This is a genomic window from Sebaldella sp. S0638, assembly GCF_024158605.1.
Lineage (GTDB): Bacteria > Fusobacteriota > Fusobacteriia > Fusobacteriales > Leptotrichiaceae > Sebaldella.
Genome location: NZ_JAMZGM010000001.1, coordinates 70,398 through 96,846, shown reverse-complemented (window position 1 = coordinate 96,846; position 26,449 = coordinate 70,398). Strand labels below are relative to the sequence as shown.

The window sequence follows — 26,449 nt, the reverse complement described above, 5'->3', positions numbered from 1 at the left end:
TTTATAGGTTTCAAATTATCATAAAATCATGTATAATAACAGGTGATAATGAAGGAGGTTTCATGCTTAATAATTATTGTAAAATTTTATCAAAATATTATGATAATATCGCAAAGGTGTCAAAGGAGATAATAAATCTCGAAGCAATACTGAATCTTCCCAAGCCTACAGAGCATTTTATAACAGATATACACGGTGAATACGAGTCATTCAGCCATATATTAAGAAATGCTTCCGGCTATATAAGAATGAAGATCGACGAAGAATTCAGCGATTTGAAGCTTCATGAGAAAAAAGATCTTGCAACCTTGGTTTATTATCCGAAAGGATGGCTGAAAGCCAATAAGACAGAGTATAAGGAGCTAAAAGACTGGTATAAGATAACCCTTGAAAGACTGGTTATATTATGTAAGGTAGTTTCTTCAAAATACAGCCGTTCAAAAGTAAGAAAGGCACTGCCAGAGAATTATTCCTACATTATAGAAGAATTGCTGCATGAAAATTCCTATAATAATATAGACCGTAAACAGTATTATAACGGCATACTGGAGTCAATTATCGAACTTAACAGGGCAGATGATTTTATTATAGAACTTTCCAAACTGATAAGGAGGCTCGCAGTAGATCATTTGCATATAGTGGGGGATATTTATGACAGAGGACCGGCACCGCATCTTGTGATGGATGAACTTATGAATCATCACTCTCTGGATATACAATGGGGGAATCACGATATTCTGTGGGTTGGAGCAGCGGCAGGCTCTACAGCGTGCATTTATAATGTTCTCAGAATTTGCATGAAATATAATAACCTTGAAAGTGCAGAGGACGGATATGGTATAAATTTACTCCCTCTGGCAAGGTTTGCGATGAAAACATATAAAAATACAAATTGTAAGATGTTTGAACCAAAGATAAATAATGATGAAAATATATCACTTGATGATATAAAACTGATCGCTCAGATGCATAAAGCAGTGACAGTGCTGCAGCTGAAACTGGAAGGTAATATCATAAAGGAAAGCCCTGAGTATAATATGAACGACAGACTCTTCCTTGATAAAATAGATTTTACCAACAATACTGTAAGAATCGGAGATAAAGATTATCCATTGCTTGATACGGATTTTCCTACGTTTGATCCTGATGATCCTTACAGACTGAGTAAAGAAGAAGAGGAAATTACAGAAAAACTAAAAAACAGCTTTATAAAAAGTGAAAAGCTTCAAAAGCATATAAAATTCCTGATTTTAAAAGGAAGTATATATCTGAAATATAACTCTAACTTGTTATACCATGCGTGTATTCCAATGGGAGAAGATAAAGAATTTAAAAAAATAGAAATACTGGGAAAATCCTATTACGGGAAAAATTTCCTTGATAAAATAGATATTCTGGTAAGAGAGTATTATCTCACAGGAGGCAAGCCAAAGGAAAAGTTTGGTTCTGATTTCTTCTGGTATCTGTGGTGTCATCAGGACTCGCCTTTATTTGGGAAAGATAAAATGGCAACATTTGAAAGATACTTTATAGAGGATAAGTTTACTCATAAAGAAAAAGAAAACCCGTATTTTACACTTAGAGATAAAGAGAAAGTATGTAATAAAATACTGGAAAACTTTGGTCTTGATGTAGCAAAGTCTCATATAATAAATGGTCATATGCCTGTAATTGTACGAAAAGGGGAAAGTCCCATAAAAGCTAACGGGAAGCTTTTGGTAATAGACGGCGGTCTTTCTAAGGCTTACCAGAAAAAAACAGGTATAGCAGGTTACACCCTTATTTATAACTCATACGGTCTGCTGCTTACTACTCAGGGGCCGTTTACATCAACGCAGGAAGCAATAGAATCAGGACATGATATACTTACAATAAGCGAAGTAGTAAGAAAAAACGACAGAAAATTCGTAAAAGATACTGATATAGGAAAGGAGATTTCAGAGGAAATCTCAGAATTAAAATATTTGTTAACTTCATATAAGGAAGGTATAATTAAGGAAAAAAACATCTGAATATAATGAAATGAGTGATGAGTAATGAATGAAAAACAGACACATAATATAAATAAAGTCACATTAGCCACTTTAATTGTCACTTTAGGGGTAATTTACGGAGATATAGGGACTTCACCTTTATATGTAATGTCAGCAATAATACGGGGTAATAATAATATAATAGATTTATCTTTTGTACTTGGGGGAGTTTCTCTGGTAATATGGACTCTGACCCTGCAGACAACAATAAAATATGTTTTTTTAACACTAAGTGCAGATAATAATGGTGAGGGAGGAATCTTTTCACTGTATACAATAATCAGAAAAAGGGCGAAATGGCTTCTGGTTCCTGCAGTCATCGGCGGTTCGGCACTTCTTGCAGACGGAATGATAACTCCTCCGGTAACAGTAACTTCTGCAATTGAAGGATTAGTAACTATAATACCTCTTACGACTAATGAAATAGTTACAATAGTAGCTATAATAATTACAATGCTTTTTCTTTTTCAAAGATTTGGAACGGCAGTAGTGGGAAGAGTTTTCGGGCCTGTAATGTTTGTGTGGTTTTTTATGCTTGCAGTTCTGGGGGTAAAAGAACTTGTGACTTATCCCGTTGTGCTTAAAGCGATAAATCCTTATTACGGAATAAAGCTTCTTATTACAAATCCGCTTGGGATCATGATTTTGGGAGCGGTATTTCTGTGTACCACCGGAGCAGAAGCGCTTTACTCTGATTTAGGACATTGCGGTAAGAGAAATATACACTATACGTGGATTTACGTAAAAATTTCATTGATTTTGAATTATCTGGGACAGGCAGCATGGCTTTCCAAAAATGACGGACAGATTTTGGAAGGAAATCCTTTTTATAATATTATGCCGTCGTGGTTTTTGATACCGGGAATAATAATAGCCACTCTGGCAGCAATAATAGCCAGTCAGGCACTGATATCAGGGTCTTTCACGCTGGAATCAGAAGCAATAAAGCTGAATATATTTCCAAGACTTAATATCAGTTATCCTTCAGACTTAAAGGGATAGTTATATATTCCTGCGATAAATATGGTTTTGTGGCTGGGATGTATGCTCGTATTATTTCACTTTAAGGAATCTTCAAATATGGAAGCTGCATACGGGTTGTCCATCACTATAACAATGCTTATGACAACAGTGTTATTCTATAATTATCTGAGATTTAAACAATATCCTGTGATTTTCTCTGTGATATTCCTGTGTGTATATGGTATAATCGAAGGTATATTTTTATACGCCAACCTGTTTAAGTTTTTCCACGGCGGTTATATCACAGTGCTTATAGGGATGCTGATAATGTTCCTGATGTATGTGTGGATAAGAGGAAAGAGTATAAAAGAAGGCTTAGCTGAAAATGTGAAAATAAAACTTTATGAAGATCAGCTGACTACTCTTCAGGAAGATATAGATATACCAAAATATGCTACGAACCTTGTATACCTTACGAATACATCAGATGATGAAGAAGTGGAAAGAAAAGTAATGTATTCAATTTTGAATAAACAGCCTAAAAGAGCGGAAATATACTGGTTTATAAATGTACTTGTAACTGACGAGCCGTTTACCATGGAATATAAAGTAAACAACATTATACCGAATCAGGCACTGAAAATACAGTTCAGACTGGGATTTAAAGTAGACCAGAAGATAAATATATTCCTGCGTCAGGTAGTTAATGATCTTCTGAGTACAGGGGAACTGAATTCATATCAGAAAGGTTATTTTTCAGAATCGGGTAATCAGGTAGGAGATTTTAAATTTGTAATAATACAGGAATCCCTGTCAAATGAGGGGGAACTTCCTAAGTTTCAGGAATTAATAATGAATTTGAAACTATTTGTAAAAAAATATACAGTAACGCCGGCCAAATGGTTTGGTCTGGATACAAGCAACGTAGAGGTGGAAACTGTACCTCTGGTTCTGGGGAGAAAAGTAAGGGCAAAATTAACAAGAGTGGACTAATAATGAAAGGGGAGAAATGAAAAAAGTGATTTTGATATTTAAAATACTGCTGGTTCTCTTTATAGGAGCAGTGTTTATAAATATATACATACAATACAGTACAAAAAAATATATATTTTCAAATGTAGAAGGGGTTCCGAAAGCTTACACCGGTCTGGTTTTGGGATCAATGGTTTTTGATAACGGAAACCCTTCGGGAGTGGTAAGGCAGAGGCTTGATAAAACAATAGAACTGTACAGGTCAGGGAAGATAAAAAGAATTCTTGTTTCAGGAGATCACGGACAGAAAAATTATGACGAGGTAAATTCAATGAAAAATTATCTTGTGAAAAAAGGGATACCTATTGAGGATATTTTTCTGGATCATGCAGGCTTTGATACGTACAGTTCTATGGTAAGGGCAAGGGAAATATTTGAAATAGATGATGTAATTATCATAACACAAAAATTTCATCTGCCAAGATCTGTATACATTGCCAGAAAAAAAGGGATGAATGCATACGGGGTAATTTCTAATCCTGAAGGATGGTATGAATCTTACTATAACAAAGGAAGGGATAAGATATCACGGGTAAAAGCTTTTTTTGATGTTATGTTTAACAGAAAACCAAAATATTTAGGGGAAAAAATACCTATAAACGGCAGCAATGAAAAAACATTAGATCAAAAATAAAATTTCCTGTATAAAATATTTTTAATTTCTGATAAAATAGAGAAAAGAAATAAAAAATCAAAAAATTGAATGACAAATAAAAAAATTTATATCATCTTAATATAGCAGCCATCACAAAATACAGTTGTTTAATTATATGGAGCATAAGTTTTGGCATAAATATTACAATTAGGAAAAAGATTCTAATAAAGGGAGAAATCGAAATGGATAGAAATAGAGTAATAGCCGAGATTCCGGAATATCATTTGAATAAGTATAAATTAAGAAGAGGTTTCAAATTTGTATACATGAGAAGCTACGAGTTTCTGACTTCGTTATTTCTGGTAGTGTTAATAGCGGCACTTGCAGGAGCTTACTATTTTACAAATGTGGATAAGTATAAGTATCTTAAAGGAAAATATTATATCGCAGCATGTATAGTAATAGTGATAGTGTATCTGATCTTTTGTTTTATCACATTCAGAATGAAAATACTGAGACGTTCCAGCAAAATTATTAAATCAATACCAAATAATCTTCTTGGTCTTACTTTAAGAATAAAGTTTTATCTTGACAGAGTGGAGTTTGACTCTGAGGATGGCGGCGGTGCGTTGAAATATGAAGATTTCTACAGAATAGTAAAGCTGGATGACGGATATTTATTCCTGTCAGCAAAAAAGGTATTCCATTATTTTGAATATTCAGAAATAAAAACATTGTATAATCTGGATTATCTGGATAGTGTACTTGCGAAATATTATTAAAAAAATTTCTTTATGCGGTAATTATCAGTGTTTTTACAGTAAAGCCAATGATAAAACAGCTGTTTATACATACAGGAATGAAAAAAACACGGTACTAATATAACTTTCTGGGAGTAAAAATGTCATATTCTGCAAATGTAAAAAGTGAACTTTTTAATGTACCAAATGAAAATAATAATGAAAATCTGGCAGAACTTTTGGGAATATTTATGGCAAAGAATTCCATAAAAGAAAATGAGATAAGATTAAGTACTGAAAATATAGCTTTGGCAAAACGGGTTTATTCTAATATGAAAAAAGCTGCCGGACTTACTATTCAGCTGAAATATCTTACCAGTAAGAAGCTGGGGATTCATAAGGTATACGAGGTAATAATACCTTTTCAAAACGGGTATATTGAATTTTTGAAAAGTATTTTTGAATTCAAAAATCTTGATTCATCAAAAGATGAAAATATATTCAAAGGATTAATCAAAGGATATTTTTTGAGCTGCGGTTATATAAAATCTCCGGAAAAAGGTTATGCTCTGGATTTTTTTATAGATACTGAAGATGCAGCTACTTTTTTATATTACTTATTTAAAAAAATAGGAAAAAGGGTCTTTCAGGCTGATAAAAAAAATAAAAATCTGGTTTATATAAGAAATTCGGAAGACATACTTGATATATTAATTATAATAAATGCCGTGTCGACTTTTTTTAAATATGAGGACACAATTATAAATAAAGAGATAAGAAATAAAGTAAACAGAAATCTGAACTGGGAAATAGCCAATGAGACAAGGAAAATCTCCACTTCGGAAAAACAGCTTAGAATGATAGAGAAAATAGATGAAGTGGCAGGTTTGAACACACTTTCGGATGTATTGCAGGAAACAGCAAGAATGAGAATTGAAAATCCTGATATGTCTCTTCAGGAACTGGCTGATCTTACGAATATCTCAAAATCAGGGATCAGAAACAGATTCAGGCGTCTGACTGAATATTACGAGGAACTTATGGAAAATGAGGAATAAAATTCCGGGAATGGTGGTACTTATGTATTTTTTATCGTTAATTTACGGTCTGATAACAGGTATCAGAAATAGACTTTATGATTTTAATATTTTAAAGGCAAAAAGAGTAGAAGGAACTAAAATAATATGTATAGGTAATATAACAGCAGGAGGAACAGGAAAAACACCTGCTGTACAGTATTTTGCCAAAAAAATGCTTAAAGAAAACAAAAAAGTAGCTGTATTAAGCAGAGGATATAACGGAAAAAGAAAAGAAGATCCTATGATTGTAAGGGATGAAAAAGAAATTTTTGCAACAGCACTTGAAGCCGGGGATGAAACTTATCTTCATGCACTAAATCTGGAAATTCCCGTTGCAGTGGCAAAAGACCGTTATTCAGGCGCAAAACTTCTCAAAGAAAAATATAATATAGATGTTATAATATTAGATGACGGATATCAGCACAGAAAACTTTTCAGAGATAAAAATATCCTTTTGATTGATGCAACTAATCCCTTCGGGGGAAACCATCTCCTTCCCAAAGGAAGACTGCGTGAAAGCCTTGCGGGAATAAAAAGGGCAGATGAAATAATAATTACAAAAGTAAATTATACAGGAGTACAGGCAGCAGAACCTATAATAAAGAAACTTGAAAAGTATAATAAGCCTTTATTTCTTGCTGAGCATAAAGAAGATTACTTTTACAGTCAAAAGCTTGAGAAGTTTGACTTTAGTGTAGTGAAAGATAAAAAAGTCCTTTTATTTTCTTCTATTGCCAGTCCTGAAAATTTTAAGAAGTCAGTATTAAAACTGGGAACAGGAAAGCTGGATGAAATAAAATTTTCAGATCATCATGTGTATTCTGATGTGGAAATAGATGAAATTATAAGAGAAGCAAAGGATTATGACTTTGTTATTACCACAGAAAAAGATATAGTAAAAATAAATAAAAATATTGAAAATCTTTTGATTTTAAAAATAAGTTTTAATATACTGTGATACGGAGGGACAATGAACATTATAATGGAAAATCTTCCTGAAAATTTTCATGAATTTATAGAAAAATATCAGGGGAATTTTGATAAAAGAAAATATTTTAAAATAAATCAGGAGCTGGAAATCTGTGAAAAAGAACCGTCCTGGGTACTTGAGCTTTCTTTCATTTATTATGAAACAAAAGACAGCACTGTTTTTGATCTTATAAATAATGAACTAGGAAAGTGCTTTAAAGATAAAATAAAAAAAATCGACAGATTATCAAAATACAGTATTCCTGAATTAAGCGATAAATTTTGGCGTGCATTAATGAATAAAGACGGAGTTCATACTGTAAGACTCGGAAATGAACTTTTTTTGAGAGACAGGGAATTGTTTCTGGAAATAGTATACAGATATGCCTTTATATCATCAGATGTGAATAAGCTGACTAAGGTTTTCTTATTTGAAGTGTTATGTGAAAAAGCATCATATAATATTGAATTTATGAAAAATCTTCTGAATTATTTCTCAAGTTCCGAGCTGGAATATATAAGACACGACTCTGCGGAATATATGAATTACTTTGGTAAATACCGGGCAGATAAGCTGTATTACGATATTTATATGAAAAAATATGAAAAATACAAAATGAAAAGCATGGAATCAGCTCCGGGTGCATCTTTAAGTCCTGAAAAAGACAGAATATATACATATTTGAAAAAAGAGGGATATTTATGAAAATAGGCATCTATGGAGGAAGCTTTAATCCTGTGCATAACGGTCATCTGAAAGTAGCAGAATGGATACTGGATAAGGTAAAACTCGATAAAATAATCTGGGTTCCGCTGTATAAGCCGTATCATAAGGAAATAAGCGATCTGGAAGATTCTGAACACAGATATAATATGCTGAAACTGGCATTAGGAAATAAAAAAAAGTATGAGATATCCAGAGTGGAAATTGATGATAAAATAATTTCTTATACACTGGATACTTTATTAAAATTAAAGAAGCAATATCCGGGAAATGAATTTTATGAAATAATAGGCGGGGATTCCGCTGAAACATTTCACACATGGAAAGATTATAAAGAAATACTGAATAATGCAAAGGTACTTGTATATTCCAGACGCGGACACAGGGTGAAAATAACAGAGAATATGGAATTAATAGAAGCACCTTATCTGGATATATCTTCAACACTTATAAGAGAGAAAGTGGAAAATAATGAATCCATCTTCGGACTTGTTCCCAAGTCTGTGGAGGAGTATATATACAGTAATAAATTATATAGATGATAGGAGAAAGAAATATGATAGATATGAAATTTATTAGAGAAAATACTGAAGTAATAAGGGAAAGTCTGAAAAACAGAAATAGTAATTTTGATCTGGACGGGCTTTTGAAAACTGATGAAGCAAGACGTGAATTGTTACAGGAAGCCGAGACATTAAAAAAAGAGAAAAATGATCAGAGTGCTTTAATAGGAAAGTATAAAAGAGAAGGACAGAATGCAGACGAGCTTCTGGCAAATATGGGGAAAGTAAGTGAAAAAATAAAAGAACTTGATGAAAAAATAACAAAAATAGAGGAAGAGCAGAATTATCTCCTGCTGACAATCCCTAATAAGCTTCATGAAAGTGTGCCGGTAGGTACTTCAGAAGATGATAACGTAGAAGTAAGAAAATGGGGAGAGCCGAAAAAATTTGATTTTGAACCAAAGCCGCATGAAGAATTAGGTGCAGAACTGGGAATTCTGGATTTTGAAAGAGGAGCAAAGCTTTCAGGATCAAGATTTACAGTATATAAAGGACTTGCTGCGAAACTGGAAAGAGCCCTTATTAATTTTATGCTTGATCTTCATACAAGTGAACACGGATACGAAGAGATGCTTACTCCTCAGCTGGTAAAAAGGGAAATAATGATAGGGACCGGTCAGCTTCCGAAATTTGAGGATGATGCATATAAGACTACTGATGATATGTTCTTGATACCTACAGCAGAGGTTACTCTGACTAATCTTCATAAAGATGAAATTCTTGCGGAAAGTGAACTTCCTAAGTATTACTGCGGATTTACTGCATGCTTTAGAAGAGAAGCAGGATCACACGGTAAGGATATAAAGGGTATACTTAGACAACACCAGTTTAATAAAGTAGAAATGGTGAAAATAGTTCATCCTGATAATTCATATAATGAACTTGAAAAGATGGTAAATAATGCGGAAACAATATTGCAGAGACTAAATATTCCTTACAGAGTACTTGCTCTGTGCAGCGGAGATATAGGATTCGGAGCTTCAAAAACTTATGATGTGGAAGTATGGATTCCAAGCCAGAATAAATACAGAGAGATATCTTCTTGCTCAAATACAGAGGATTTTCAGGCAAGAAGAGCCATGATAAAGTATAGATCAGATGCTGACAAAAAGAGTTACTTCGTTCACACATTAAATGGATCAGGGCTGGCAGTGGGAAGAACACTTCTTGCAATTATGGAAAATTATCAGAGAGAAGACGGAAGTATAGAAATACCTGAGGTTTTAGTGCCTTATATGGGCGGTATTACTGAGATAAAAAATAACGGGAAATAATCAGCAGAAAATTATTTTTTACACCCTTAATTAGATAATTTTAAACAGAATATCTTAAAGAGAGTTTATTTGATAAAAAATAAAAACTAAAGGATGGAGTAAAATGAAAATATTTAAGTATGTATTATTTTTAATGATTTTTTCAAGTATGTGCCTGATGGCAAAAACTGAAGTAAAAGTTCCTGAAATGAAAACGGAAACTGTCTATATTAACGGAAACAAAAATTTCGAAATAATAAAACCGTCATTTACTGATAATGTGAAATTCAAAGCTGTCAATGATGAAATAAACAGAATAATAGACATAGATGCAATAACAAAAGACGAGAAGGAAATTTGTAGTGACGATCCTGAAAGATGTGAGCATTATGAACTGTCAATAGGGCCGGATATGATTTATGCAGATAATAATGTAATATCTTTTACAATAAACGGATATCAGTATACAGGCGGAGCACACGGCGGCGGCTGGGTAACTTCTTTGCTTGTAGACAGAAAAACGGGAAAACTTATTACTGAGACATTAAAGACTAATAATAAAGCTGTATTTAATAAAATACAAAAATATATTATTGATAATCCGGAAGGGATATTTTTTGAGGATGAATATACAGTAAAGGAATTAACTGACAGTGCCGTGGTTTATCAGTCAGGCAAAGATACAATCGGGATAATCTACCTGAATTATGCTGTGGCACCGTATGCAGCAGGTATGCCTGAATTTGAATATAATACAAAAACAAAGAAACTTTATTTTTTCGATAGTTATTCAGGAGATGAAGTAAAAAAAGTGGAAATAAAATAATATAAAAAGCCGGTTCTGAATTTATTTTAGTCAGAATTGGTTTTTTTTATTTAATTTTTTGTACGAAATGTTTTAAAACAGGGTAATTGGCATTAAATACAGAGTTTAGAAATGTTTTGACAAAGGTCAAAGTTATTCAAGAATGTTGATTTTAAGGTATAAATTTGTTATTATATAGGTGAACATATTTTAGGAGGTATTAAAATGAAGTATCATTTCAAAGATTTAGGTTTAAGCAATACAAAAGAAATGTTTGCAAAAGCTAACAAAGAGGGATATTCTGTTCCTGCGTTTAACTTTAACAACTTAGAGCAGGTTCAGGGGATAATTGAAGCATGTGTGGAAACAGGATCACCTGTTATCTTACAAGTATCAAAGGGAGCAAGAAATTACATAGGAAAAGAAATGGTTCCTTTTTTAGCACAGGCAGCAGTAGCTTATGCAAGAGCAAAAGGATCTGACATACCAATCGCTCTTCACCTTGATCATGGTCCTGATTTTGAAACTTGTAAAGACTGTATTGAATACGGATTCAGTTCTGTAATGATAGACGGTTCTCATCACGCTTACGAGGAAAACATAGAAGAATCTAAAAAAGTAGCAGAGTTTGCACATCAGAATGATGTAACAGTAGAAGCAGAGCTTGGAGTACTTGCAGGAGTGGAAGATGATGTAGTAGCAGACGCACATATATATACACAGCCTGATGAAGTAGAAGACTTCGTAAAAAGAACAGGAGTAGATTCATTAGCTATAGCAATAGGAACTTCTCACGGAGCACATAAGTTCAAACCAGGGGATAATCCTAAAATAAGACTGGATATTCTTGAAGAAATAGAAAAAAGAATACCTGGATTCCCTATAGTATTACACGGTTCTTCATCTGTACCTAAACAATTTGTTGATTTAATGAAACAGTACGGAGGAGAGTTAGCAGATGCTATTGGTATACCTGATGAACAATTAAGACTTGCATCAAAATCAGCTGTTGCTAAAATTAACGTTGATACAGACGGAAGACTGGCTTTTACAGCAGGAATAAGAGAAGCACTTGCTAAAAATCCTAAAGAATTCGACCCAAGAAAATATCTTGAACCAGGGAAAAATTACATGAAAGAATTCTATAAAGAAAAAATAAAAACAGTATTTGGTTCTGAAGGTGCTTATAAAAAAGGCGAGTAATAAAATTTATGTTATAGAATCAGGGAATTAAGCTGCTTATGCGGCTTTTTCTTTTATAAATAAAAAAATTAAGATAAGATAAATATTTGATATATTTTTTTAATATTAAGCTAAAAATAGAATTTTTATGATATAATAATAGAAATTAAACTATACGGAAAGCAGGATATTATGGAAAATTATGTGAAGGTCTTCCTATTATTTCTATTTTTGATACAAAGTATCAGCTTTGCCGAAATAAATTCCATAGAAGAGGAAATACTGGCTGATAATATAAGGAATTTTTATAAAGTAAGCGACGGATTGTACAGGTCAGCACAGCCTAATAAAAAAGACATGGAATTAATGGATATAATAGGAATAAAAACAGTAATAAATCTCAGAAGAGACCATTCTGACAATTATGAAGCAAAGAATACCAGCCTAAAGGTGGAAAGAGTAAAAATGAATGCCGGTAAGATAAAAGATGAGGATATAATTGAAATCCTTACTATGATAAAAAATTCTGACGGGCCTGTTTTGATACACTGCTGGCATGGAAGTGACAGAACCGGGGTAGTTGTCGCTATGTACAGAATAATATTCGAAGATTATACTAAAGAAGAGGCTATAAAAGAGCTGAGAGAAGATAAATACGGACACCATGAGAGTATTTACGGGAATATAGTGAAGTATATACAAGATGCAGATATAGAAAAACTAAAATCAAAAATTTTATAAAATTATTGACAAAATCTATTTTTTTTATTATACTTAATAATAACAAAGTAGAAAAAATTCTATATAAATTCAAAAAACTGACGAAATTAAAGTTAATTTTTTTTTTTTCGTCTTTTTTATTTGTGAAAAATAAAAAGAATACATACTATCAAATTGGAAAGGAATGGTTTCAAGTGGAGAAAAAGTACGTTTTTGTTACCGGAGGAGTAGTTTCGTCTTTAGGGAAAGGAATTACTGCATCATCATTGGGAAGATTGTTAAAAGAGAGAGGATACAAAGTAACAATACAAAAATTCGATCCTTATGTAAACGTCGATCCTGGAACAATGAGCCCGTATCAGCATGGTGAGGTTTTTGTAACAGAAGATGGTGCGGAAACAGACTTGGATTTGGGGCATTATGAGAGATTTATAGATGAGGAGCTTACCAAATATAACAGTCTGACTACAGGAAGACTTATGTCTACTATTTTAAACAAAGAAAGAAAAGGGGAGTATCTTGGTGCTACAGTTCAGTTCGTTCCCCATGTAACAGATGAAATAAAAGACTATATAAGAAAAGTATCATGTGCTAATGACTCTGACATAGTAATTACAGAAATAGGAGGCACAATCGGGGATATAGAGGGCGATACTTTCATAGAAGCAATAAGACAGTTCAAAAAGGATGCCGGAAGAGACAATGTAATTTATATCCATGTTACTCTGCTTCCTTACATAAAAGCAGCAGGAGAGTTGAAAACGAAGCCTACGCAGCATAGTGTAAAAGTATTAAGAAGTCTTGGAATATCACCTGATATAATAGTAGTAAGAAGTGAACATCCTGTAGATGAGAATATTAAGAAAAAAATATCTTTATTCTGCGACATAGATGAAGAAGCAGTAATAGAGGCAAATGATGCAGATGTTTTATATGAAATACCGCTTACAATGGAAAAGTTAGGTCTGGCAGATGTAGCATGTAAATATTTGAAACTTGAAAATAAAAAGCCTGATTTGGTAAAATGGAAAACTATGGTGGAAAAATATAAGAACCCGAAGAAATGTGCAAAAGTAGCCGTAGTAGGGAAATATGTAGAATTAAAAGATGCATATATAAGTATACATGAAGCTATAGAGCATGCCGGTTATAATCAGGATACCAAGGTAAAAATAGATTATATCCAGTCAGAAGATTATGATCCGTCGATTTTGTCGCAGTATGAAGGAATACTTGTTCCGGGAGGCTTTGGCGACAGAGGAGTGGAAGGTAAACTAAATGCCATAAAATATGCAAGGGAAAATAAGATTCCATATTTGGGGATATGCCTTGGAATGCAGACAGCATGTATAGAATTCGCTAAAAATGTCCTTGGTCATGTAAATGCCACTTCCACAGAATTCGATGCTAATACTGATTACCCTATAATAAGTCTTATGGAAGAACAGGAAGATATAGTGGATCTGGGCGGGACAATGAGACTGGGAACTTATCCTTGTAAATTAAAAGAAGGAAGCAAAGCATATTCATTGTATAATTCTGAATTAATAAATGAGAGACACAGACACAGATATGAATTTAACAATAAATACAGAGATGAATTTGAAAAAGCAGGAATGAGAATTACAGGGACATCACCTGACGGAAAATACGTAGAAGTAGTGGAATTAGATAATCATCCGTTCTTCGTGGCTTCACAGTATCACCCGGAATTCAAAAGCAGGCCGGATAAGCCGCATCCTTTATTTTTCGGATGGATAAGTGCAGTTTTGGAAAATAGCAAAAAATAAACATGTAATTTCAAAAAAAAGTATTATAAATATAAAAAAGATAAAATAATTTAACCTGTTACACATTTGTGGCAGGTTTTTTTTATTCAAACCCTGAAAATCAGGTGATATAAAGAATTTTTAACTATTAATTTTTTAATTTTTACACTTATAATAATTAAAAATAATGTTTTAATTATTAATTTTAAAAAATATATAATATTATATATTTTTTAATTTAAAATTTATATTTTTTATTTTACAGTTTATATAGTGCAATCATTTAACTGTTTATATGAAAATGTAGAATTTAATATAAATTAATCTAAAAATAAAAAATATGAATTTAATATTATGACAAAAAAATCACAAAATTTTAGAGGTTAAGTAAATTTTTTTTTAATTATCATCTTTTTAACAGTATATAAGCAGACACATTAATATTGACAAAGTAAAATTTATATTGTAAAATCTTAGATATAAAAAAGCTCAAGGAGGAGAATATGGCAAGTAAAACAGTAACTATTACTAATCCTACAGGATTACATACAAGACCAGGTGGAATTTTTGTATCTAAAGCAAAAGAATTTGAAAGTGATGTTTTTGTAGAACATGACGGAAAAAAAGTGAATGGGAAATCTCTGTTAAAGTTATTATCTATCGGAATTAAAAACGGATCAGAAGTAACAGTAACAGCTGAAGGAGCTGACGCTGACCAGGCAGTAGAAACTTTAGGAGAATTATTAGCAACTATAAGAGATTAATTTTTTGCACCCATTCTGTTTGTTTGGGTGTTTTTATAACTTATAACTCTGCCGTGTTTATTCCGTTTTCTGTACAAATATCATAGGAATACACAAAAAGAGCATTGAACAGCATATTATTTATGCTGTTATTTTTTTATCAGGCTTAATATATTAGAAGAAGAAGTAATTAGATATATAAAATATATCAGCAAAGGGTTTTAATTTTAAAAAAAGTTATGTATAATAATTGTAGGAGAAAGGAGAATCAATTATGTTTTTTAAGAACCAATATCAAGAGATAAAAGATTTGGGTGAGAAGATATTTAAGAACCCTGAACTAGGCTACAAAGAGTTTAAGACTAAAGAAACAGTTATCGAATTTCTGAAAAAAGTAAATCCGGAAATAGAAATGGAATTCTTTAGTACCACCGGGATAAAAACCAGCCTTGGAAGCGGGAAGAATATCAATCTGGCCTTTGTAGGAGAATTAGATGCAGTGTATGCACCTTCACACTGGTGTTCCGATAATGAGAGCGGAGCAGCACATAACTGTGGACATCATACACAGGTAGCAATAACACTGGCATTATATAATTATTTTTATACAACAAAAGCATATGAAAAACTGGATTATACGCTAACCTTTATATTTATACCCGCAGAAGAGTATCTGGATCTTGCTTACAGGGAAAAGCTTCAGAAAGACGGCGTAATAAGCTATTACGGCGGAAAACCCGAGGCAATGAGACTGGGTATTTTCGATGATATAGATATAGGTGTTTGTGTTCACGCAATAGGAGGATCATTTACAGAAAGAACTTCTGAAATAAACTGTGATCTTGCCGGTTTTCTTTATAAAAAATATACTTTTAGAGGAAGTGCATCACATGCAGGTTTTGATCCTTTTTCCGGGAAAAATGCATATAGTATGTCTAATATATTTCAGGTAGCTCTGGGACTTATGAGACAGCAGCTGAAAGATACTGAACATGTGAGAATGAATCCAATTGTGATGAATTCCGATATGTCTACGAATGTAATACCTAATTTCATAAAAGTCGGGACAGATTTAAGGACAAAGACTGTGGATTATATGAAAATAGTAGCCGACAGAATAGATAAAGCAGCAAAGGGGAGTGCAATATGTCTTGACGGTGAAGTAGAATCAGAGACACAGATGGGTTATCTGCCGTTTGTACAGGATCGTTATATAGGACAGTTTGTAGTAGAAGCCTTTGATGAGCAGAGTGAAATAAAGACTTTGTGGAATAATAAGTTTATCAGTGCTGCAGGAGATATAGGAGATCTTTCTTATATAATGCCTTGTATACAGATAGGTTACAGCGGGTTTGCCGGTACAATACACGGTGATGATTTCAAGGATGAAGATCCGGAAATGATATACGAAATATTTCCAAAATTTGTAGCAAAGTCTCTGGAATATATGAGCGGAAAAATAGACAAGTCAAAGTTATACAAAAAGAGTTTTAAAGAATATGAAGAGTGTATAAATTCCATTATTGGAAAATAATATATAAAAGAAATTTAGGAGGAAAGAAAAGTATAATGAAGAAAACTTATATTTATATGGTGATTTTTGCATTTATAATAATTGCTATTGCCGAAATAATAGGAATTCAGATTATTCCTATCGGAGGGAAGCTGGCTCTGACTATACTGCCGCTGGCATTTGCAATTTTATTTACAATGCTTTTGGGTTTGAAACCATTGAGAAAAGGAATTATAGCAAAGATTTACACAAAAGAAAATGTAAATTTTGCGGGAAAATATCTGATTATAATCATGCTTCCGCTAATGGCGAGATACGGTGCCACAATAGCGCCGCAGTTAAAAGATATAGTCAGCAAAGGACCTATTTTTATATTTCAGGAATTAGGAAATCTCGGAACGGTAATACTGGGACTTCCAATAGCTATTCTTTTAGGGCTTAGACGAGAAGCTATAGGATGTACGCTTGGTCTTGGAAGAGAAGGGGAACTAGCTTATATATCTGAAAGATATACTCTTGATTCGCCGGAAGGACGTGGAGTACTGTCTCTTTACATAATAGGAACATTATTCGGAGCGCTGTTTTTCAGCTTCTTTGCACCGCTGTTAAGTTATGTGGGATATGATCCTCAGGCACTTGCCATGGCTTCGGGAGTAGGTTCGGGAAGTATGATGGCGGCTTCGTCATCAGCACTGACTTCGCATTTTCCTGAACTGGGAGAACAGATAACGGCATATGCCAGTGCAAGTAACCTGTTAACAAGCTTCTTAGGTACATATTCAATGTTATTTTTAGCAGCTCCGTTACAGAGCTTTATGTATAAGTTATTAACAAGAGGTGATAAAAAATGACAGATGATATGATGAAAGAAGTAAAACAATTTGCAAAATACGGGGGCATCCTTCTGTTAAGTGTGGTGTCAGTACTTTTTGGAACAACAATAAAATATATATTTCATCCCGGTCCAAAGCTGGTTTTAAATAAATATACAGTATACGGTCTGGCAGCATTGTGGGCTATTTCTATGATTGGACTTTTAGTTTCAATGATACTGAAAAAGGTTCCGGGATTAAACAGATTTCCTATTCTTGGATGGGTATCTATATTTTCAATAATATTTTGTCTTCCGGGAATGCCGTTTTCATCACTGATAATCAAGTCTATTAACTCAGTGGATCTGCTTGCTATAACTACTCCTATACTGACATATGCAGGAATATCAGTGGTAAACCGTATGTCGGAATTAAAACAGACTTCATGGAAAATATTAATAGTAGCAGTGGCAGTTTTCATAGGAACATATATTGGAAGTGCTACAATAGCTCAAATAGGATTAATGATAATGGGAAAATAAATTTGAAAAAGGAAGTTTTTATGCTTCCTTTTTTATTTGCTTTTTTACTTGAAAAAAAGATTTAAATATGTTATAGTTGCAATAATCAGATAATTTTTTAATATCTAAATCTTATTCATATCAAAATTCAAAATATCTTTTATTTCCAGTCAAACACTCTTATCTTATATAATCAAAATGTATTTTTTTTCTATTCTGTAAACAGTTTTTTTCATTTCTTTTTCAAATTCCAGATTCCTGAAAGTAATAATTTTATATCATTTTATAAGTATATTTTACGTAGAAATTATGACGCTCTTATTTATTTTAACATACTAAAATATATAGCCAGAGATTGGAGGAATAAAATGAGAAAAAAATATGTATTATTAATTGGATTAGTTCTCGCTTTTTCTGTGTTTGCTGAAAATAACACAGTAGAAGTAAGAGGCGGGTATGACGTTTATAAAAAAATCGAGCAGAAAGACAGCAACGGGTACGATAAATTAAAATTCAAGAATGGTTTTAATCTGGGAGCTGAGTATAGAAGGGAAATATATGAAAATATACAGATAGGTGCAGGACTGGAGTATAATTTTAACAGTGACAAAACTCCGGGAGATAAGTACAGTTCTGCTGATAACAGTACAATAAAATACAGCAGTGATGATCTGGATTCTATTCCTTTATATGCTACTGCAAGATATGTTTTTAGAAACAGAACGGATTTTACTCCTTATGTAAAAATAAATTTAGGGTATTCATTTAATTCCGGTGATATGGAAGCTAAAAAAACACTGCATGACGTAAATAAAACTTTCAAGGCTTACGATTACAGTGCTAAGGATAGTTTTTACTATGCTTTCGGAACAGGAGTGGAGTATAAAAATTTCATTGTAGATCTTACATATGAAATAAATGATTTTAAGGCTGACGGAAAGAGATATACAAGTGTCAGTGATACACCGGGAGGATTAAACGTAACATATAAAGACGAAGATATAAAATTTAAAAATCAAAAATTGAAACTTTCACTAGGATATCAGTTTGATTTTTAAATAGAATGAGAGCGTCAACGGTTTTTATGTATCAGATATTTCGTATAGAAAAACAGGAGCAAAAAGGACTCCTGTTTTATTATGTCTGTATATTTTTTATAACAACATCAGTGCTTTTATAATTAATATAAGTTACATTTCCCGGCTTGCTTTTCTTTATCTTTTTTACAAAGCGTTTTTCACAGTAATCTATTGTGACTTTATCACCAATACCGGATTTAGAATAAAGGCCTGCAAGATTAGCAGCATACAGCAGCACAGAATCAGGAACCTCCCTGTTTTCTCTGAGAATAAGAACATGACTGCCGGGAAGATCTTTTATATGAAGCCAGATATCATTGCTGTTACCTTTTGTAAAGCTGATTTCTTCATTTTCACGGCTGTTTCTTCCCACAAGTATTGTGAAATCTTCAAACTGATAACTCAAAATTTCTCTTTTAATTTTTTTGTTGAGTTTGATTTTGCGTTTTTGTTTAATATTCAGTTCATTTTCCAGTTCTTCCAGTCCTATAATATCAGTTTCGTTATTAACAAAGACTTTTATTTCCTCAAGATAATCTACTTCTTCCTCAATCTTGGGAAGTCTTTCATTGAGATTTTCTATGGTTCTTTTAGCTTTGTTATATTTATTATAGTAAAAATTCAGATTTTCATTTGGTGAAAGAGAGGGGTCAAGCTTAATTGTGATCTCTTTTTCGTTATAGAAATCAAATAATGCTATTTCTTTTATGTCATGTCTGAGTAAATGCATATTTGCAGCAAGTATATCGCCAATATTTCTGTATTTTTGATAATTTGAATTTTTATCAAGGTCTTTTTTTATATTTTGTATTATCTTTCTATTTTTTACAAGATGGGTGTCAATAAATTTTATAATATTATTTTTTTTACTGTTAAAAAATGAGGATTTAAAACTCACATTCAGGTAAATATTCAGAGACTCGTTAATAGTAGAGTAAGTGTCGTATTCAAATGCAGAGAATTCCGAAAATACATTATAAGTGAGTGTACGTCCTTTTTCCTGTTTATATATAACAGGAAGATAGTTTTTTAGATATTCCGAGAATTTATTATAGTTATTATAAACTTCATTGGCAAATATTTTCCCGCTACCTTCCACAGCTGCTAAAAAATCGTCACCTGAAGTAAAAGGGAAGTCATCAGAAGTAAGCTGCATAGGAGACAGTTTAGTTTTTTCAAACGGGGGAGTATACATGCTTCCCGGGAAGATAACCCTGTTTCCCTCATCCAGTGAAGCTGTGAATATAGAAGAAATAATTTTATTTTTTTCAGTAAGAAAAAGATTGCTGTGTTTTCCCATTATTTCAAAAATAAGATCAAATTTTTCCAGATTACCAAACTGGTTCAGTTTTTCAAACTGAAAATATATTATTCTGTCAAAACCGCTTTGTGTAATGTTAATAAGTTTTGAATTTAGAAGAGTCTTTTTCAGATTCAGAAGAAACTTTGACTGAAAGTCTGTATTGTCATCTTTAGTGTCTTTCAGATAAAAAATAGTATTTTTATTATTGATTATAAAGGTAAGGTTTTGTCTGCCAAAAAATAAAGAGAGAGAAGACTTATCATACTGATAAATCTTACTCACTCTATAATTTAATATTTCATTTTTAATCTCGTTTACGAGGAATTTCATTCCTATTCCGTCAATGTAGATCATATTGTCTCCGATACTAGTTAAAAATTTGATTTAATAATTTTCCAAAGCCAGAATATTCATTCTGGTCAATATATAGAGCTGAATTAGTATTAGATATAGTTTCTGATAACCATTATATCAGCTGCATCTTCTATGTTTATTATCTTTTCATCACCATCTACCAGAAGTGATAAAATATGTTTGTTTTTATCATTGATTTTAATTAATGATTTTATGTTAATACCTTTTTCATTCAGGTATTTTTTTATTGCAGGGCTTCCTTTTATATTTGAAACCTGTATTACGTCTCCTTTTTCAAAATTCAGGATAGATTCAGGCTGAATATCTTTTTTTACTTTATTTAGATTTCTCACAATAGTTTCAAAAACTTCTATAAAAGTCTCCATTTTACTTTTTGAGATTTCACTGGTAACTTTTTCAAGGATGTTACTGTGAAAGCTGTTATGATATTTGTATGCGAGAAGTCCTTTTTTAGAAAGTTTTACAAATACCTTTCTTCTGTCATCATCGCTTCTTTCTCTTTCAATAAAGTTCTTTTCTGATAGTTTATTTATGGCTACAGATGCTGTACCCATAGTAATTCCAAGTTTTTCCGACAGCTCGTTCATGGTAAGAAGCTGGTCTCCTATAGCTTCTATAACGTGAAGTTCTGTGGTAGTCAGGCACTTTATTACCTGATTCAGATTAATTTCCTCTATTTTATAATAAGTTTTATAGAACTCATCCAGTAAAACTTCTATATTTTCGTACATAATTACTTACCTCCTCTGAGAGAGTCAATTTTTTCTTTATAATCGCCGTTAAATACATAAGAACCGGCAACTAAGATATTGGCTCCTGCTTCTACTACTCTTTTTGCAGTAATGTCTGTGATGCCTCCGTCGACTTGTATATCAACATCAGGACGCATATTTCTGATTTCTCTTATTTTGTCCAGTGAATATTCTATAAAACTCTGACCGCCAAATCCGGGATTTACACTCATTACCAGAACCATATCGACCTTATTAATAATATATTTCAAAGATTCGACAGGAGTAGCGGGATTTAGTGTAACTCCGGCTTTTATACCGTAAGATTTGATTAATTCAATGGTTCTGTCAAGATGATTGGTGCTTTCTACATGAACAGTGATAATATCAGCACCTGCATTAACAAAATCCTCTATATATCTTTCGGGCATTTCTACCATTAAATGAACATCGAATATCAGTTTGCTGCATTTTCGGAGTTCTTTTATAACAGGGGCACCGAAAGATATATTAGGGACAAAATTACCATCCATAACATCTAAATGTATATAATCAGCACCTGCCTTTTCCAAATTTACAAGCTCTTCTTTAAGAATGCTAAAATCTGCTGCCAGAACAGAAGGAGCAACTTTTATCATTTTTTCACCTCTCTAAAAATATTATTATATGAATACAAGTAAAATTCGTATCTTAATTCTGGAATCTGCTTGTTTTCCAAAGCATTTTTCACACCGCACTCAGGTTCGTTTATATGTGTGCAGTCTCTGAACTTACATGAACTGACATATTCCTGAAAATCAGGGAATAAAAACGAAAGTGCAGATTTTTCTTTTAGTTTCGGGAAATCCAGACTGGAAAATCCCGGTGTATCTACTATTAAAGTAGAATTATTAAGTTCAAAAATACGGCTTTCAGTGGTAGTATGTTTTCCTCTGTCTGTTTTTTCACTAATATCACCTGTTCTCAAAATATCTTCATCAAGAAGATTATTAATAAGAGTAGACTTACCAACACCGCTCGGCCCCGAAAAGGCTGTTATCTTCCCGTTGATAAACTCTTTCAAGTCTGAAAGAGTGCTGTTATCCATGGCAACAACAGGAAAAACATCAAGCTCAAGACCGGAAAATACCTTATGAAACTCACTAAGAAATTCTTTTAATTCTGAATCTGAAATCAGGTCTGTTTTGGTAAAGATAACAGAGGGACTGATATTTCTGTCATAAACATTTAAAAGTACTTTCTGAAAATTAGTGTAATCAAAATCCGGTGACTTAACCGCAAAAGTAATACCTGCGTAATCAATATTTGAAATAAGCGGTCTGTCAAGATAGTTCTTTCTGTCAAAGACATTGTAGATTGCCAGTTCTTTTTCGTCAAATTCCACTATATCGCCGACGATACAGTTAAGTTTATTATTTTTCATTTTAAGGGTTCCCCTTAGTTTACATTCGTATACATCATTATCAGTACTGACATAGTAGAAACCCTTAATTTTCCTTATAACTCTTCCTTTAATAAAATTACCTCCGTAGTTTTGTCTTTATTCCTGTGCAGGAGCAGCAGAACCACCGTTATCCGGCTTTTTAGGCTGCGGTGCAGGCTTAGGCTGGCTGTCTCCTCCGGCAGGAGTATCTGGTTTTGCGTTATTGTTATTGGCAGGAGGAGTAGCTGGCTTTGTACTCTTCTCGTCAATTTTTTCCATAGTCTGATTAATAATGTCTTCTACATTCTGGTTAGTAACATTATCAGCAGAGTTCTGTTTTATGATATCTTCAATTGTAGGTTCTGCTTTTCTTGGTGCAGGACCTGAATTTATAACAATAGATACAGTCTGTCCTTTTTCTATTTTGGCTCCCGGAGCCGGGTTAGTAGATATTATGGCATTAACAGGCAGAGTATCATCATTTGATCTGCTTATTTTTCCTGCTTTTAATCCCATCTGAACAAGCAGCGTCTGTGCATCATTCAGATCAAGACCGATAAGATTAGGCATAACAGAAGCATCAAGTATTTTTCTTGAAGAAACAAGAAGTGATATCTTCTGGTTAGGATCAAGCTTTGTTCCCGGTGCAGGGTATACTGAGATTATAGTGTTGAACTTTGCATCTGAAGGCTGATAATCAATTTTCTCTATCTGAATATCAGAGTTCTGAAGTATTGATTTTGCTTCAAGCAGTTCCATTTTCTCTATGTTTGGAACCTCTTTTCCTTTTCCGTTATTAACCCAAATCTGTATTGTTCTGTTAGATTTTACGATTTTTCCCGCTTCGGGATATTGGATAAATACTTTATTAAATCCTACTTTTTCTGAGTTTGAACTATTTATCTTAACCTTTAAACCTGCTTCTTTCAGGTATTTTTCCGCGTCTTTTACATCCAAATTCATTACATTCGGAACTTCTGATTTTTGTTCATTAAAGAAACGTCTTACGAATACATCTCTTCCAAATATTATTATAACAGCTAATGAAATTACGAAAATTATAAATTTTATGTAGTTTATTCTGATTCTTCCAGCCATGAATTACTCCCTTAACTATAGTTTTTTTATATGATATCATAATTGGGATAAAAACGCAATTAAACTATGGGGAAATGTCAGAGTACGGCAATTTTTGAACAGCAGATTTAATATAGTTTTATAGATTAGCCGGAAGAGGTTTTGTTTACTCAAAGAAACGAAATTTTTTAGTGTAAAAATTTTATAATTCTGGAGTATAGTTTTTGAATATACAATAGTTAAAAGAAAATAAAAAAAATTTAAGTACGACAATAGAGAGAAAAAAAAGAAAAATTCTCTGTGATTGGGGGAAAATCCGGTTTTGAAATTGGCAGAGATGCAGAAAGCATTAAATTTTTCAATACTTTTTTGGTTGCAACAAAGCTACAGAAGTGTTATAATTTAAAAAATTTATTGGGAAAGAAGAGATATCAAATGACAAAAAAAGATTGGGAATATGGAATCAGTAAAACATTGATTGACAGTGAAACACTCCACGCAAGAATAAAGGAATTAGGAGCAGAAATAACAAGAGATTTTGAAGGAAAAGAAGAAGATCTGGTAGTTATCTGTCTGCTGAAGGGCTCACTTCTGTTCATGGCAGATCTTATCAGGGAGATAAAACTGCCGATAACAATAGATTTTATGGAAATTTCAAGTTACGGAAACGAATTTGAAAGCACAAGGGAAGTAAAGATCTTAAAAGATCTTGAAGGAAGCATAATGGGAAAAGACGTGCTTATCGTGGAAGATATTATCGATTCAGGTCTTACACTAAAAAAAGTATTGAAAATAATAGGCGGAAGAGGAGCAAAAGAAGTATACTTATGCACACTTCTTGATAAAAAGGTAAAAAGAGTGGCAGATATTGATGTACAGTATATAGGCTTTGAAATAGAAGATGAATTCGTACTGGGATATGGTCTGGACTTTAAACAGGAATACAGAAATATTCCGTATATTGCAGTAATGGGTGAAAATGTTGAATAATACCAGAGAAAAAAATTTCAGGACAAAAAAGAAATACGGTCAGAATTTTTTGGAAAATAAGGAGATACTGGAACAGATATTTTCTTATGCAGATATAGATGAAACTGATGCTATAATTGAGATAGGACCCGGATTGGGCTTTCTTACAAAAACACTTACAGAAAAAGCGCGAAAAGTATATGCATTTGAGATAGATGACGATCTGGTAAAAATACTGCGTGAAAAATTTTCCAAAGCAGAGAATCTGGAGATAATTCATACAGATTTTATGGATTATGATTTATCAGAGATAGTATCAAAAGAGAAAAATATAAAAGTAGTCGCTAATATTCCGTATTATATTACATCGCCTATCATAGGGAAACTCATAGAATACAGAGATTCCATAGATGAGATATATGTAATGGTACAGAAGGAAGTAGCAGAGAGAATAAGTGCCGTAAGTCCAAGCAGTGATATCAGTCTTTTGACACATGGAGTACAGTTTTTCGGAGATGCCGAATACCTTTTTACCGTAAAAAAAGAGTTTTTTAATCCTGTACCAAAGGTGGATTCTGCTTTTCTGGGAATAAAGCTTTTTAAAAACAGGGAATATGAGAAACAGATAGATGAAAAAGAATATTTTAAATATCTGAAAGCAGCTTTTTCCAATAAAAGAAAAAGTCTGGGAAATAATATGAAAAGCCTTGGTTATAATAAAGAACAAGTAGGGACAGCATTAGAAAAAACAGGGAAAAAGCCTCTTGCCAGAGCTGAGGAATTTTCAGTACAGGAATTTATAGAATTTATAAATGCTTTAAAGGATGAAAAATAATGAAAAGCTGGGAATATATAATAAAAACAAGAAAATCTGATATAGATTATATAAATAAAATAGTAGAGGTACATGAGGGAATGGCCAATGTCAGAACTCTGAACAGTGAAGACGGCATGATAAAAGTGCTTACCAATGAGTTTTTTTTAGATGATGTGGAATTACTTCTGGAAAAATTAACAAAACACGGAGTGGAAATAGAAATTCTTGAAAAAAGAGAGTGGCAGGGAGTATTATAAACATGAAAGAAAAAATAGTGGAACATCGGGTTTATTATTATGATACTGACAAAATGGGTGTAGTATATCATTCCAATTATCTGAAGTGGATGGAAGTGGCAAGAACGGAATTTTTCAGGGATACACTGCCATACAGCAGACTTGAGGAAATGGGTGTTATGCTCCCGGTAAAAACACTGAATATAGAATATTTCAATTCTGTAAAATATGATGAACTAATAAAAATTAAAATAAAATTGCTTGAGTTTTCAAAGATAAAAATAAAATTTTTATATGAGATTTATGATGAAAACTTCACACAACTAAAAGCCAAAGCTGAAACAGTAAATACTTTCACTGACATAAACGGAAATCTGAAAAGGCTTTCTAATGAGTTATTGAAAAAATTAAAAGGAGAATGAT

At 32.6% G+C, this 26,449-nt stretch carries 27 protein-coding genes and 1 pseudogene; 23 read left to right on the top strand and 5 right to left on the bottom strand.

The window, feature by feature from the left end; all coding sequences use genetic code 11:
- Positions 1–62 precede the first annotated feature (62 nt).
- The 19 genes and pseudogenes from NK213_RS00440 (at position 63) to NK213_RS00355 (ending at position 19,074) form a co-directional block, all read left to right on the top strand.
- Positions 63–2,012 carry a fructose-1,6-bisphosphatase gene (locus NK213_RS00440; RefSeq protein ID WP_253345959.1) on the top strand — a complete coding sequence of 650 codons (1,950 nt, stop codon included), beginning with the start codon at positions 63–65 and terminating at the stop codon, positions 2,010–2,012.
- A 24-nt stretch (positions 2,013–2,036) separates the two neighbouring features.
- Positions 2,037–3,371, top strand: a pseudogene (locus NK213_RS00435) (KUP/HAK/KT family potassium transporter); the annotation flags it as partial.
- Between the two features lie 12 nt (positions 3,372–3,383).
- On the top strand, positions 3,384–3,989 hold the full coding sequence (locus NK213_RS20610) for a hypothetical protein (protein ID WP_371926339.1): 606 nt from the start codon (positions 3,384–3,386) through the stop codon (positions 3,987–3,989).
- Positions 3,990–4,005: 16 nt separating this feature from the next.
- Complete coding sequence (locus tag NK213_RS00430) at positions 4,006–4,662, top strand: vancomycin high temperature exclusion protein (RefSeq protein ID WP_253345958.1); 657 nt, start codon at positions 4,006–4,008, stop codon at positions 4,660–4,662.
- Between the two features lie 203 nt (positions 4,663–4,865).
- Positions 4,866–5,405, top strand: coding sequence for a hypothetical protein (locus NK213_RS00425; protein ID WP_253345957.1), 540 nt, complete (start codon positions 4,866–4,868; stop codon positions 5,403–5,405).
- Between the two features lie 119 nt (positions 5,406–5,524).
- Positions 5,525–6,421 carry a DNA-binding protein WhiA gene (whiA, locus tag NK213_RS00420; RefSeq protein WP_253345956.1) on the top strand — a complete coding sequence of 299 codons (897 nt, stop codon included), beginning with the start codon at positions 5,525–5,527 and terminating at the stop codon, positions 6,419–6,421.
- The gene (gene lpxK, locus NK213_RS00415; RefSeq protein ID WP_371926332.1) at positions 6,411–7,400 is read left to right on the top strand and encodes a tetraacyldisaccharide 4'-kinase; all 990 of its coding nucleotides are present in this window, start codon (positions 6,411–6,413) and stop codon (positions 7,398–7,400) included. The genes whiA and lpxK overlap by 11 nt, the downstream gene beginning before the upstream one ends.
- A 12-nt stretch (positions 7,401–7,412) precedes the next feature.
- Positions 7,413–8,117, top strand: coding sequence for a hypothetical protein (locus NK213_RS00410; protein ID WP_253345955.1), 705 nt, complete (start codon positions 7,413–7,415; stop codon positions 8,115–8,117).
- Positions 8,114–8,677, top strand: coding sequence for a nicotinate (nicotinamide) nucleotide adenylyltransferase (nadD, locus tag NK213_RS00405; protein WP_253345954.1), 564 nt, complete (start codon positions 8,114–8,116; stop codon positions 8,675–8,677). The genes NK213_RS00410 and nadD overlap by 4 nt, the downstream gene beginning before the upstream one ends.
- Before the next feature lie 14 nt (positions 8,678–8,691).
- Positions 8,692–9,972: a serine--tRNA ligase gene (gene serS / locus NK213_RS00400; RefSeq protein ID WP_253345953.1), complete on the top strand. Its 1,281-nt coding sequence runs from the start codon at positions 8,692–8,694 to the stop codon at positions 9,970–9,972.
- 103 nt (positions 9,973–10,075) lie between these two features.
- Entirely contained in the window at positions 10,076–10,777 is a 702-nt protein-coding gene (locus NK213_RS00395) for a DUF4163 domain-containing protein (protein WP_253345952.1), read from the top strand.
- 204 nt (positions 10,778–10,981) lie between these two features.
- Positions 10,982–11,959, top strand: a complete 978-nt coding sequence (locus tag NK213_RS00390; RefSeq protein ID WP_253345951.1) for a class II fructose-bisphosphate aldolase — start codon at positions 10,982–10,984, stop codon at positions 11,957–11,959.
- A 171-nt stretch (positions 11,960–12,130) separates the two neighbouring features.
- Entirely contained in the window at positions 12,131–12,679 is a 549-nt protein-coding gene (locus tag NK213_RS00385; RefSeq protein WP_253345950.1) for a dual specificity protein phosphatase family protein, read from the top strand.
- Between the two features lie 173 nt (positions 12,680–12,852).
- Positions 12,853–14,448, top strand: coding sequence for a CTP synthase (locus NK213_RS00380; RefSeq protein ID WP_253345949.1), 1,596 nt, complete (start codon positions 12,853–12,855; stop codon positions 14,446–14,448).
- A gap of 482 nt (positions 14,449–14,930) precedes the next feature.
- The gene (locus NK213_RS00375) at positions 14,931–15,191 is read left to right on the top strand and encodes an HPr family phosphocarrier protein (protein WP_253345948.1); all 261 of its coding nucleotides are present in this window, start codon (positions 14,931–14,933) and stop codon (positions 15,189–15,191) included.
- A gap of 253 nt (positions 15,192–15,444) precedes the next feature.
- Positions 15,445–16,704, top strand: a complete 1,260-nt coding sequence (locus NK213_RS00370) for a M20/M25/M40 family metallo-hydrolase (RefSeq protein WP_253345947.1) — start codon at positions 15,445–15,447, stop codon at positions 16,702–16,704.
- 35 nt (positions 16,705–16,739) lie between these two features.
- Complete coding sequence (locus NK213_RS00365; RefSeq protein ID WP_253345946.1) at positions 16,740–17,534, top strand: DUF3100 domain-containing protein; 795 nt, start codon at positions 16,740–16,742, stop codon at positions 17,532–17,534.
- On the top strand, positions 17,531–18,037 hold the full coding sequence (locus NK213_RS00360) for a hypothetical protein (protein WP_253345945.1): 507 nt from the start codon (positions 17,531–17,533) through the stop codon (positions 18,035–18,037). The genes NK213_RS00365 and NK213_RS00360 overlap by 4 nt, the downstream gene beginning before the upstream one ends.
- 347 nt (positions 18,038–18,384) lie before the next feature.
- Complete coding sequence (locus NK213_RS00355) at positions 18,385–19,074, top strand: outer membrane beta-barrel protein (RefSeq protein WP_253345943.1); 690 nt, start codon at positions 18,385–18,387, stop codon at positions 19,072–19,074.
- Between the two features lie 79 nt (positions 19,075–19,153).
- Here NK213_RS00355 and NK213_RS00350 read toward each other — a convergent pair whose 3' ends face one another.
- The 5 genes from NK213_RS00350 to NK213_RS00330 all read right to left on the bottom strand — a co-directional run bounded on the left by NK213_RS00350 (position 19,154) and on the right by NK213_RS00330 (position 24,025).
- Positions 19,154–20,752 carry an NFACT family protein gene (locus NK213_RS00350; protein WP_253345941.1) on the bottom strand — a complete coding sequence of 533 codons (1,599 nt, stop codon included), beginning with the start codon at positions 20,750–20,752 and terminating at the stop codon, positions 19,154–19,156.
- Positions 20,753–20,841: 89 nt separating this feature from the next.
- Positions 20,842–21,504, bottom strand: coding sequence for a MarR family winged helix-turn-helix transcriptional regulator (locus NK213_RS00345; protein WP_253345939.1), 663 nt, complete (start codon positions 21,502–21,504; stop codon positions 20,842–20,844).
- Positions 21,505–21,506: 2 nt separating this feature from the next.
- The gene (gene rpe, locus NK213_RS00340; protein WP_253345937.1) at positions 21,507–22,142 is read right to left on the bottom strand and encodes a ribulose-phosphate 3-epimerase; all 636 of its coding nucleotides are present in this window, start codon (positions 22,140–22,142) and stop codon (positions 21,507–21,509) included.
- Positions 22,139–23,005: a ribosome small subunit-dependent GTPase A gene (rsgA, locus tag NK213_RS00335; RefSeq protein ID WP_371926338.1), complete on the bottom strand. Its 867-nt coding sequence runs from the start codon at positions 23,003–23,005 to the stop codon at positions 22,139–22,141. Before rsgA ends, rpe begins: the two co-directional genes overlap by 4 nt.
- Positions 23,006–23,044: 39 nt before the next feature.
- Positions 23,045–24,025, bottom strand: coding sequence for a PASTA domain-containing protein (locus NK213_RS00330; protein WP_253345935.1), 981 nt, complete (start codon positions 24,023–24,025; stop codon positions 23,045–23,047).
- A gap of 414 nt (positions 24,026–24,439) precedes the next feature.
- Here NK213_RS00330 and hpt point away from each other — a divergent pair, with 414 nt between their 5' ends.
- From hpt to NK213_RS00310, 4 genes are read left to right on the top strand one after another with little or no spacing between them, the layout of a single operon-like run.
- A complete protein-coding gene (gene hpt, locus NK213_RS00325) occupies positions 24,440–24,994 on the top strand; it encodes a hypoxanthine phosphoribosyltransferase (protein WP_253345933.1) in 555 nt (184 codons plus the stop codon).
- Positions 24,984–25,808 carry a 16S rRNA (adenine(1518)-N(6)/adenine(1519)-N(6))-dimethyltransferase RsmA gene (rsmA, locus tag NK213_RS00320; RefSeq protein WP_253346069.1) on the top strand — a complete coding sequence of 275 codons (825 nt, stop codon included), beginning with the start codon at positions 24,984–24,986 and terminating at the stop codon, positions 25,806–25,808. Before hpt ends, rsmA begins: the two co-directional genes overlap by 11 nt.
- The gene (locus NK213_RS00315; protein WP_253345932.1) at positions 25,808–26,047 is read left to right on the top strand and encodes a DUF4911 domain-containing protein; all 240 of its coding nucleotides are present in this window, start codon (positions 25,808–25,810) and stop codon (positions 26,045–26,047) included. The genes rsmA and NK213_RS00315 overlap by 1 nt, the downstream gene beginning before the upstream one ends.
- A gap of 2 nt (positions 26,048–26,049) precedes the next feature.
- A complete protein-coding gene (locus tag NK213_RS00310; RefSeq protein ID WP_253345931.1) occupies positions 26,050–26,448 on the top strand; it encodes a thioesterase family protein in 399 nt (132 codons plus the stop codon).
- Position 26,449 lies beyond the last annotated feature (1 nt).

Bases quoted from the DNA above. Each gene is read 5' to 3' on its own strand.
- NK213_RS00440 (WP_253345959.1), top strand. From the start codon at position 63: ATGCTTAATAATTATTGTAAAATTTTATCAAAATATTATGATAATATC.
- NK213_RS00430 (WP_253345958.1), top strand. From the start codon at position 4,006: ATGAAAAAAGTGATTTTGATATTTAAAATACTGCTGGTTCTCTTTATA.
- NK213_RS00425 (WP_253345957.1), top strand. From the start codon at position 4,866: ATGGATAGAAATAGAGTAATAGCCGAGATTCCGGAATATCATTTGAAT.
- whiA (WP_253345956.1), top strand. From the start codon at position 5,525: ATGTCATATTCTGCAAATGTAAAAAGTGAACTTTTTAATGTACCAAAT.
- lpxK (WP_371926332.1), top strand. From the start codon at position 6,411: ATGAGGAATAAAATTCCGGGAATGGTGGTACTTATGTATTTTTTATCG.
- NK213_RS00410 (WP_253345955.1), top strand. From the start codon at position 7,413: ATGAACATTATAATGGAAAATCTTCCTGAAAATTTTCATGAATTTATA.
- nadD (WP_253345954.1), top strand. From the start codon at position 8,114: ATGAAAATAGGCATCTATGGAGGAAGCTTTAATCCTGTGCATAACGGT.
- serS (WP_253345953.1), top strand. From the start codon at position 8,692: ATGATAGATATGAAATTTATTAGAGAAAATACTGAAGTAATAAGGGAA.
- NK213_RS00395 (WP_253345952.1), top strand. From the start codon at position 10,076: ATGAAAATATTTAAGTATGTATTATTTTTAATGATTTTTTCAAGTATG.
- NK213_RS00390 (WP_253345951.1), top strand. From the start codon at position 10,982: ATGAAGTATCATTTCAAAGATTTAGGTTTAAGCAATACAAAAGAAATG.
- NK213_RS00385 (WP_253345950.1), top strand. From the start codon at position 12,131: ATGGAAAATTATGTGAAGGTCTTCCTATTATTTCTATTTTTGATACAA.
- NK213_RS00375 (WP_253345948.1), top strand. From the start codon at position 14,931: ATGGCAAGTAAAACAGTAACTATTACTAATCCTACAGGATTACATACA.
- NK213_RS00370 (WP_253345947.1), top strand. From the start codon at position 15,445: ATGTTTTTTAAGAACCAATATCAAGAGATAAAAGATTTGGGTGAGAAG.
- NK213_RS00365 (WP_253345946.1), top strand. From the start codon at position 16,740: ATGAAGAAAACTTATATTTATATGGTGATTTTTGCATTTATAATAATT.
- NK213_RS00360 (WP_253345945.1), top strand. From the start codon at position 17,531: ATGACAGATGATATGATGAAAGAAGTAAAACAATTTGCAAAATACGGG.
- NK213_RS00355 (WP_253345943.1), top strand. From the start codon at position 18,385: ATGAGAAAAAAATATGTATTATTAATTGGATTAGTTCTCGCTTTTTCT.
- NK213_RS00350 (WP_253345941.1), bottom strand. From the start codon at position 20,752: ATGATCTACATTGACGGAATAGGAATGAAATTCCTCGTAAACGAGATT.
- NK213_RS00345 (WP_253345939.1), bottom strand. From the start codon at position 21,504: ATGTACGAAAATATAGAAGTTTTACTGGATGAGTTCTATAAAACTTAT.
- rpe (WP_253345937.1), bottom strand. From the start codon at position 22,142: ATGATAAAAGTTGCTCCTTCTGTTCTGGCAGCAGATTTTAGCATTCTT.
- NK213_RS00330 (WP_253345935.1), bottom strand. From the start codon at position 24,025: ATGGCTGGAAGAATCAGAATAAACTACATAAAATTTATAATTTTCGTA.
- hpt (WP_253345933.1), top strand. From the start codon at position 24,440: ATGACAAAAAAAGATTGGGAATATGGAATCAGTAAAACATTGATTGAC.
- rsmA (WP_253346069.1), top strand. From the start codon at position 24,984: ATGTTGAATAATACCAGAGAAAAAAATTTCAGGACAAAAAAGAAATAC.
- NK213_RS00315 (WP_253345932.1), top strand. From the start codon at position 25,808: ATGAAAAGCTGGGAATATATAATAAAAACAAGAAAATCTGATATAGAT.
- NK213_RS00310 (WP_253345931.1), top strand. From the start codon at position 26,050: ATGAAAGAAAAAATAGTGGAACATCGGGTTTATTATTATGATACTGAC.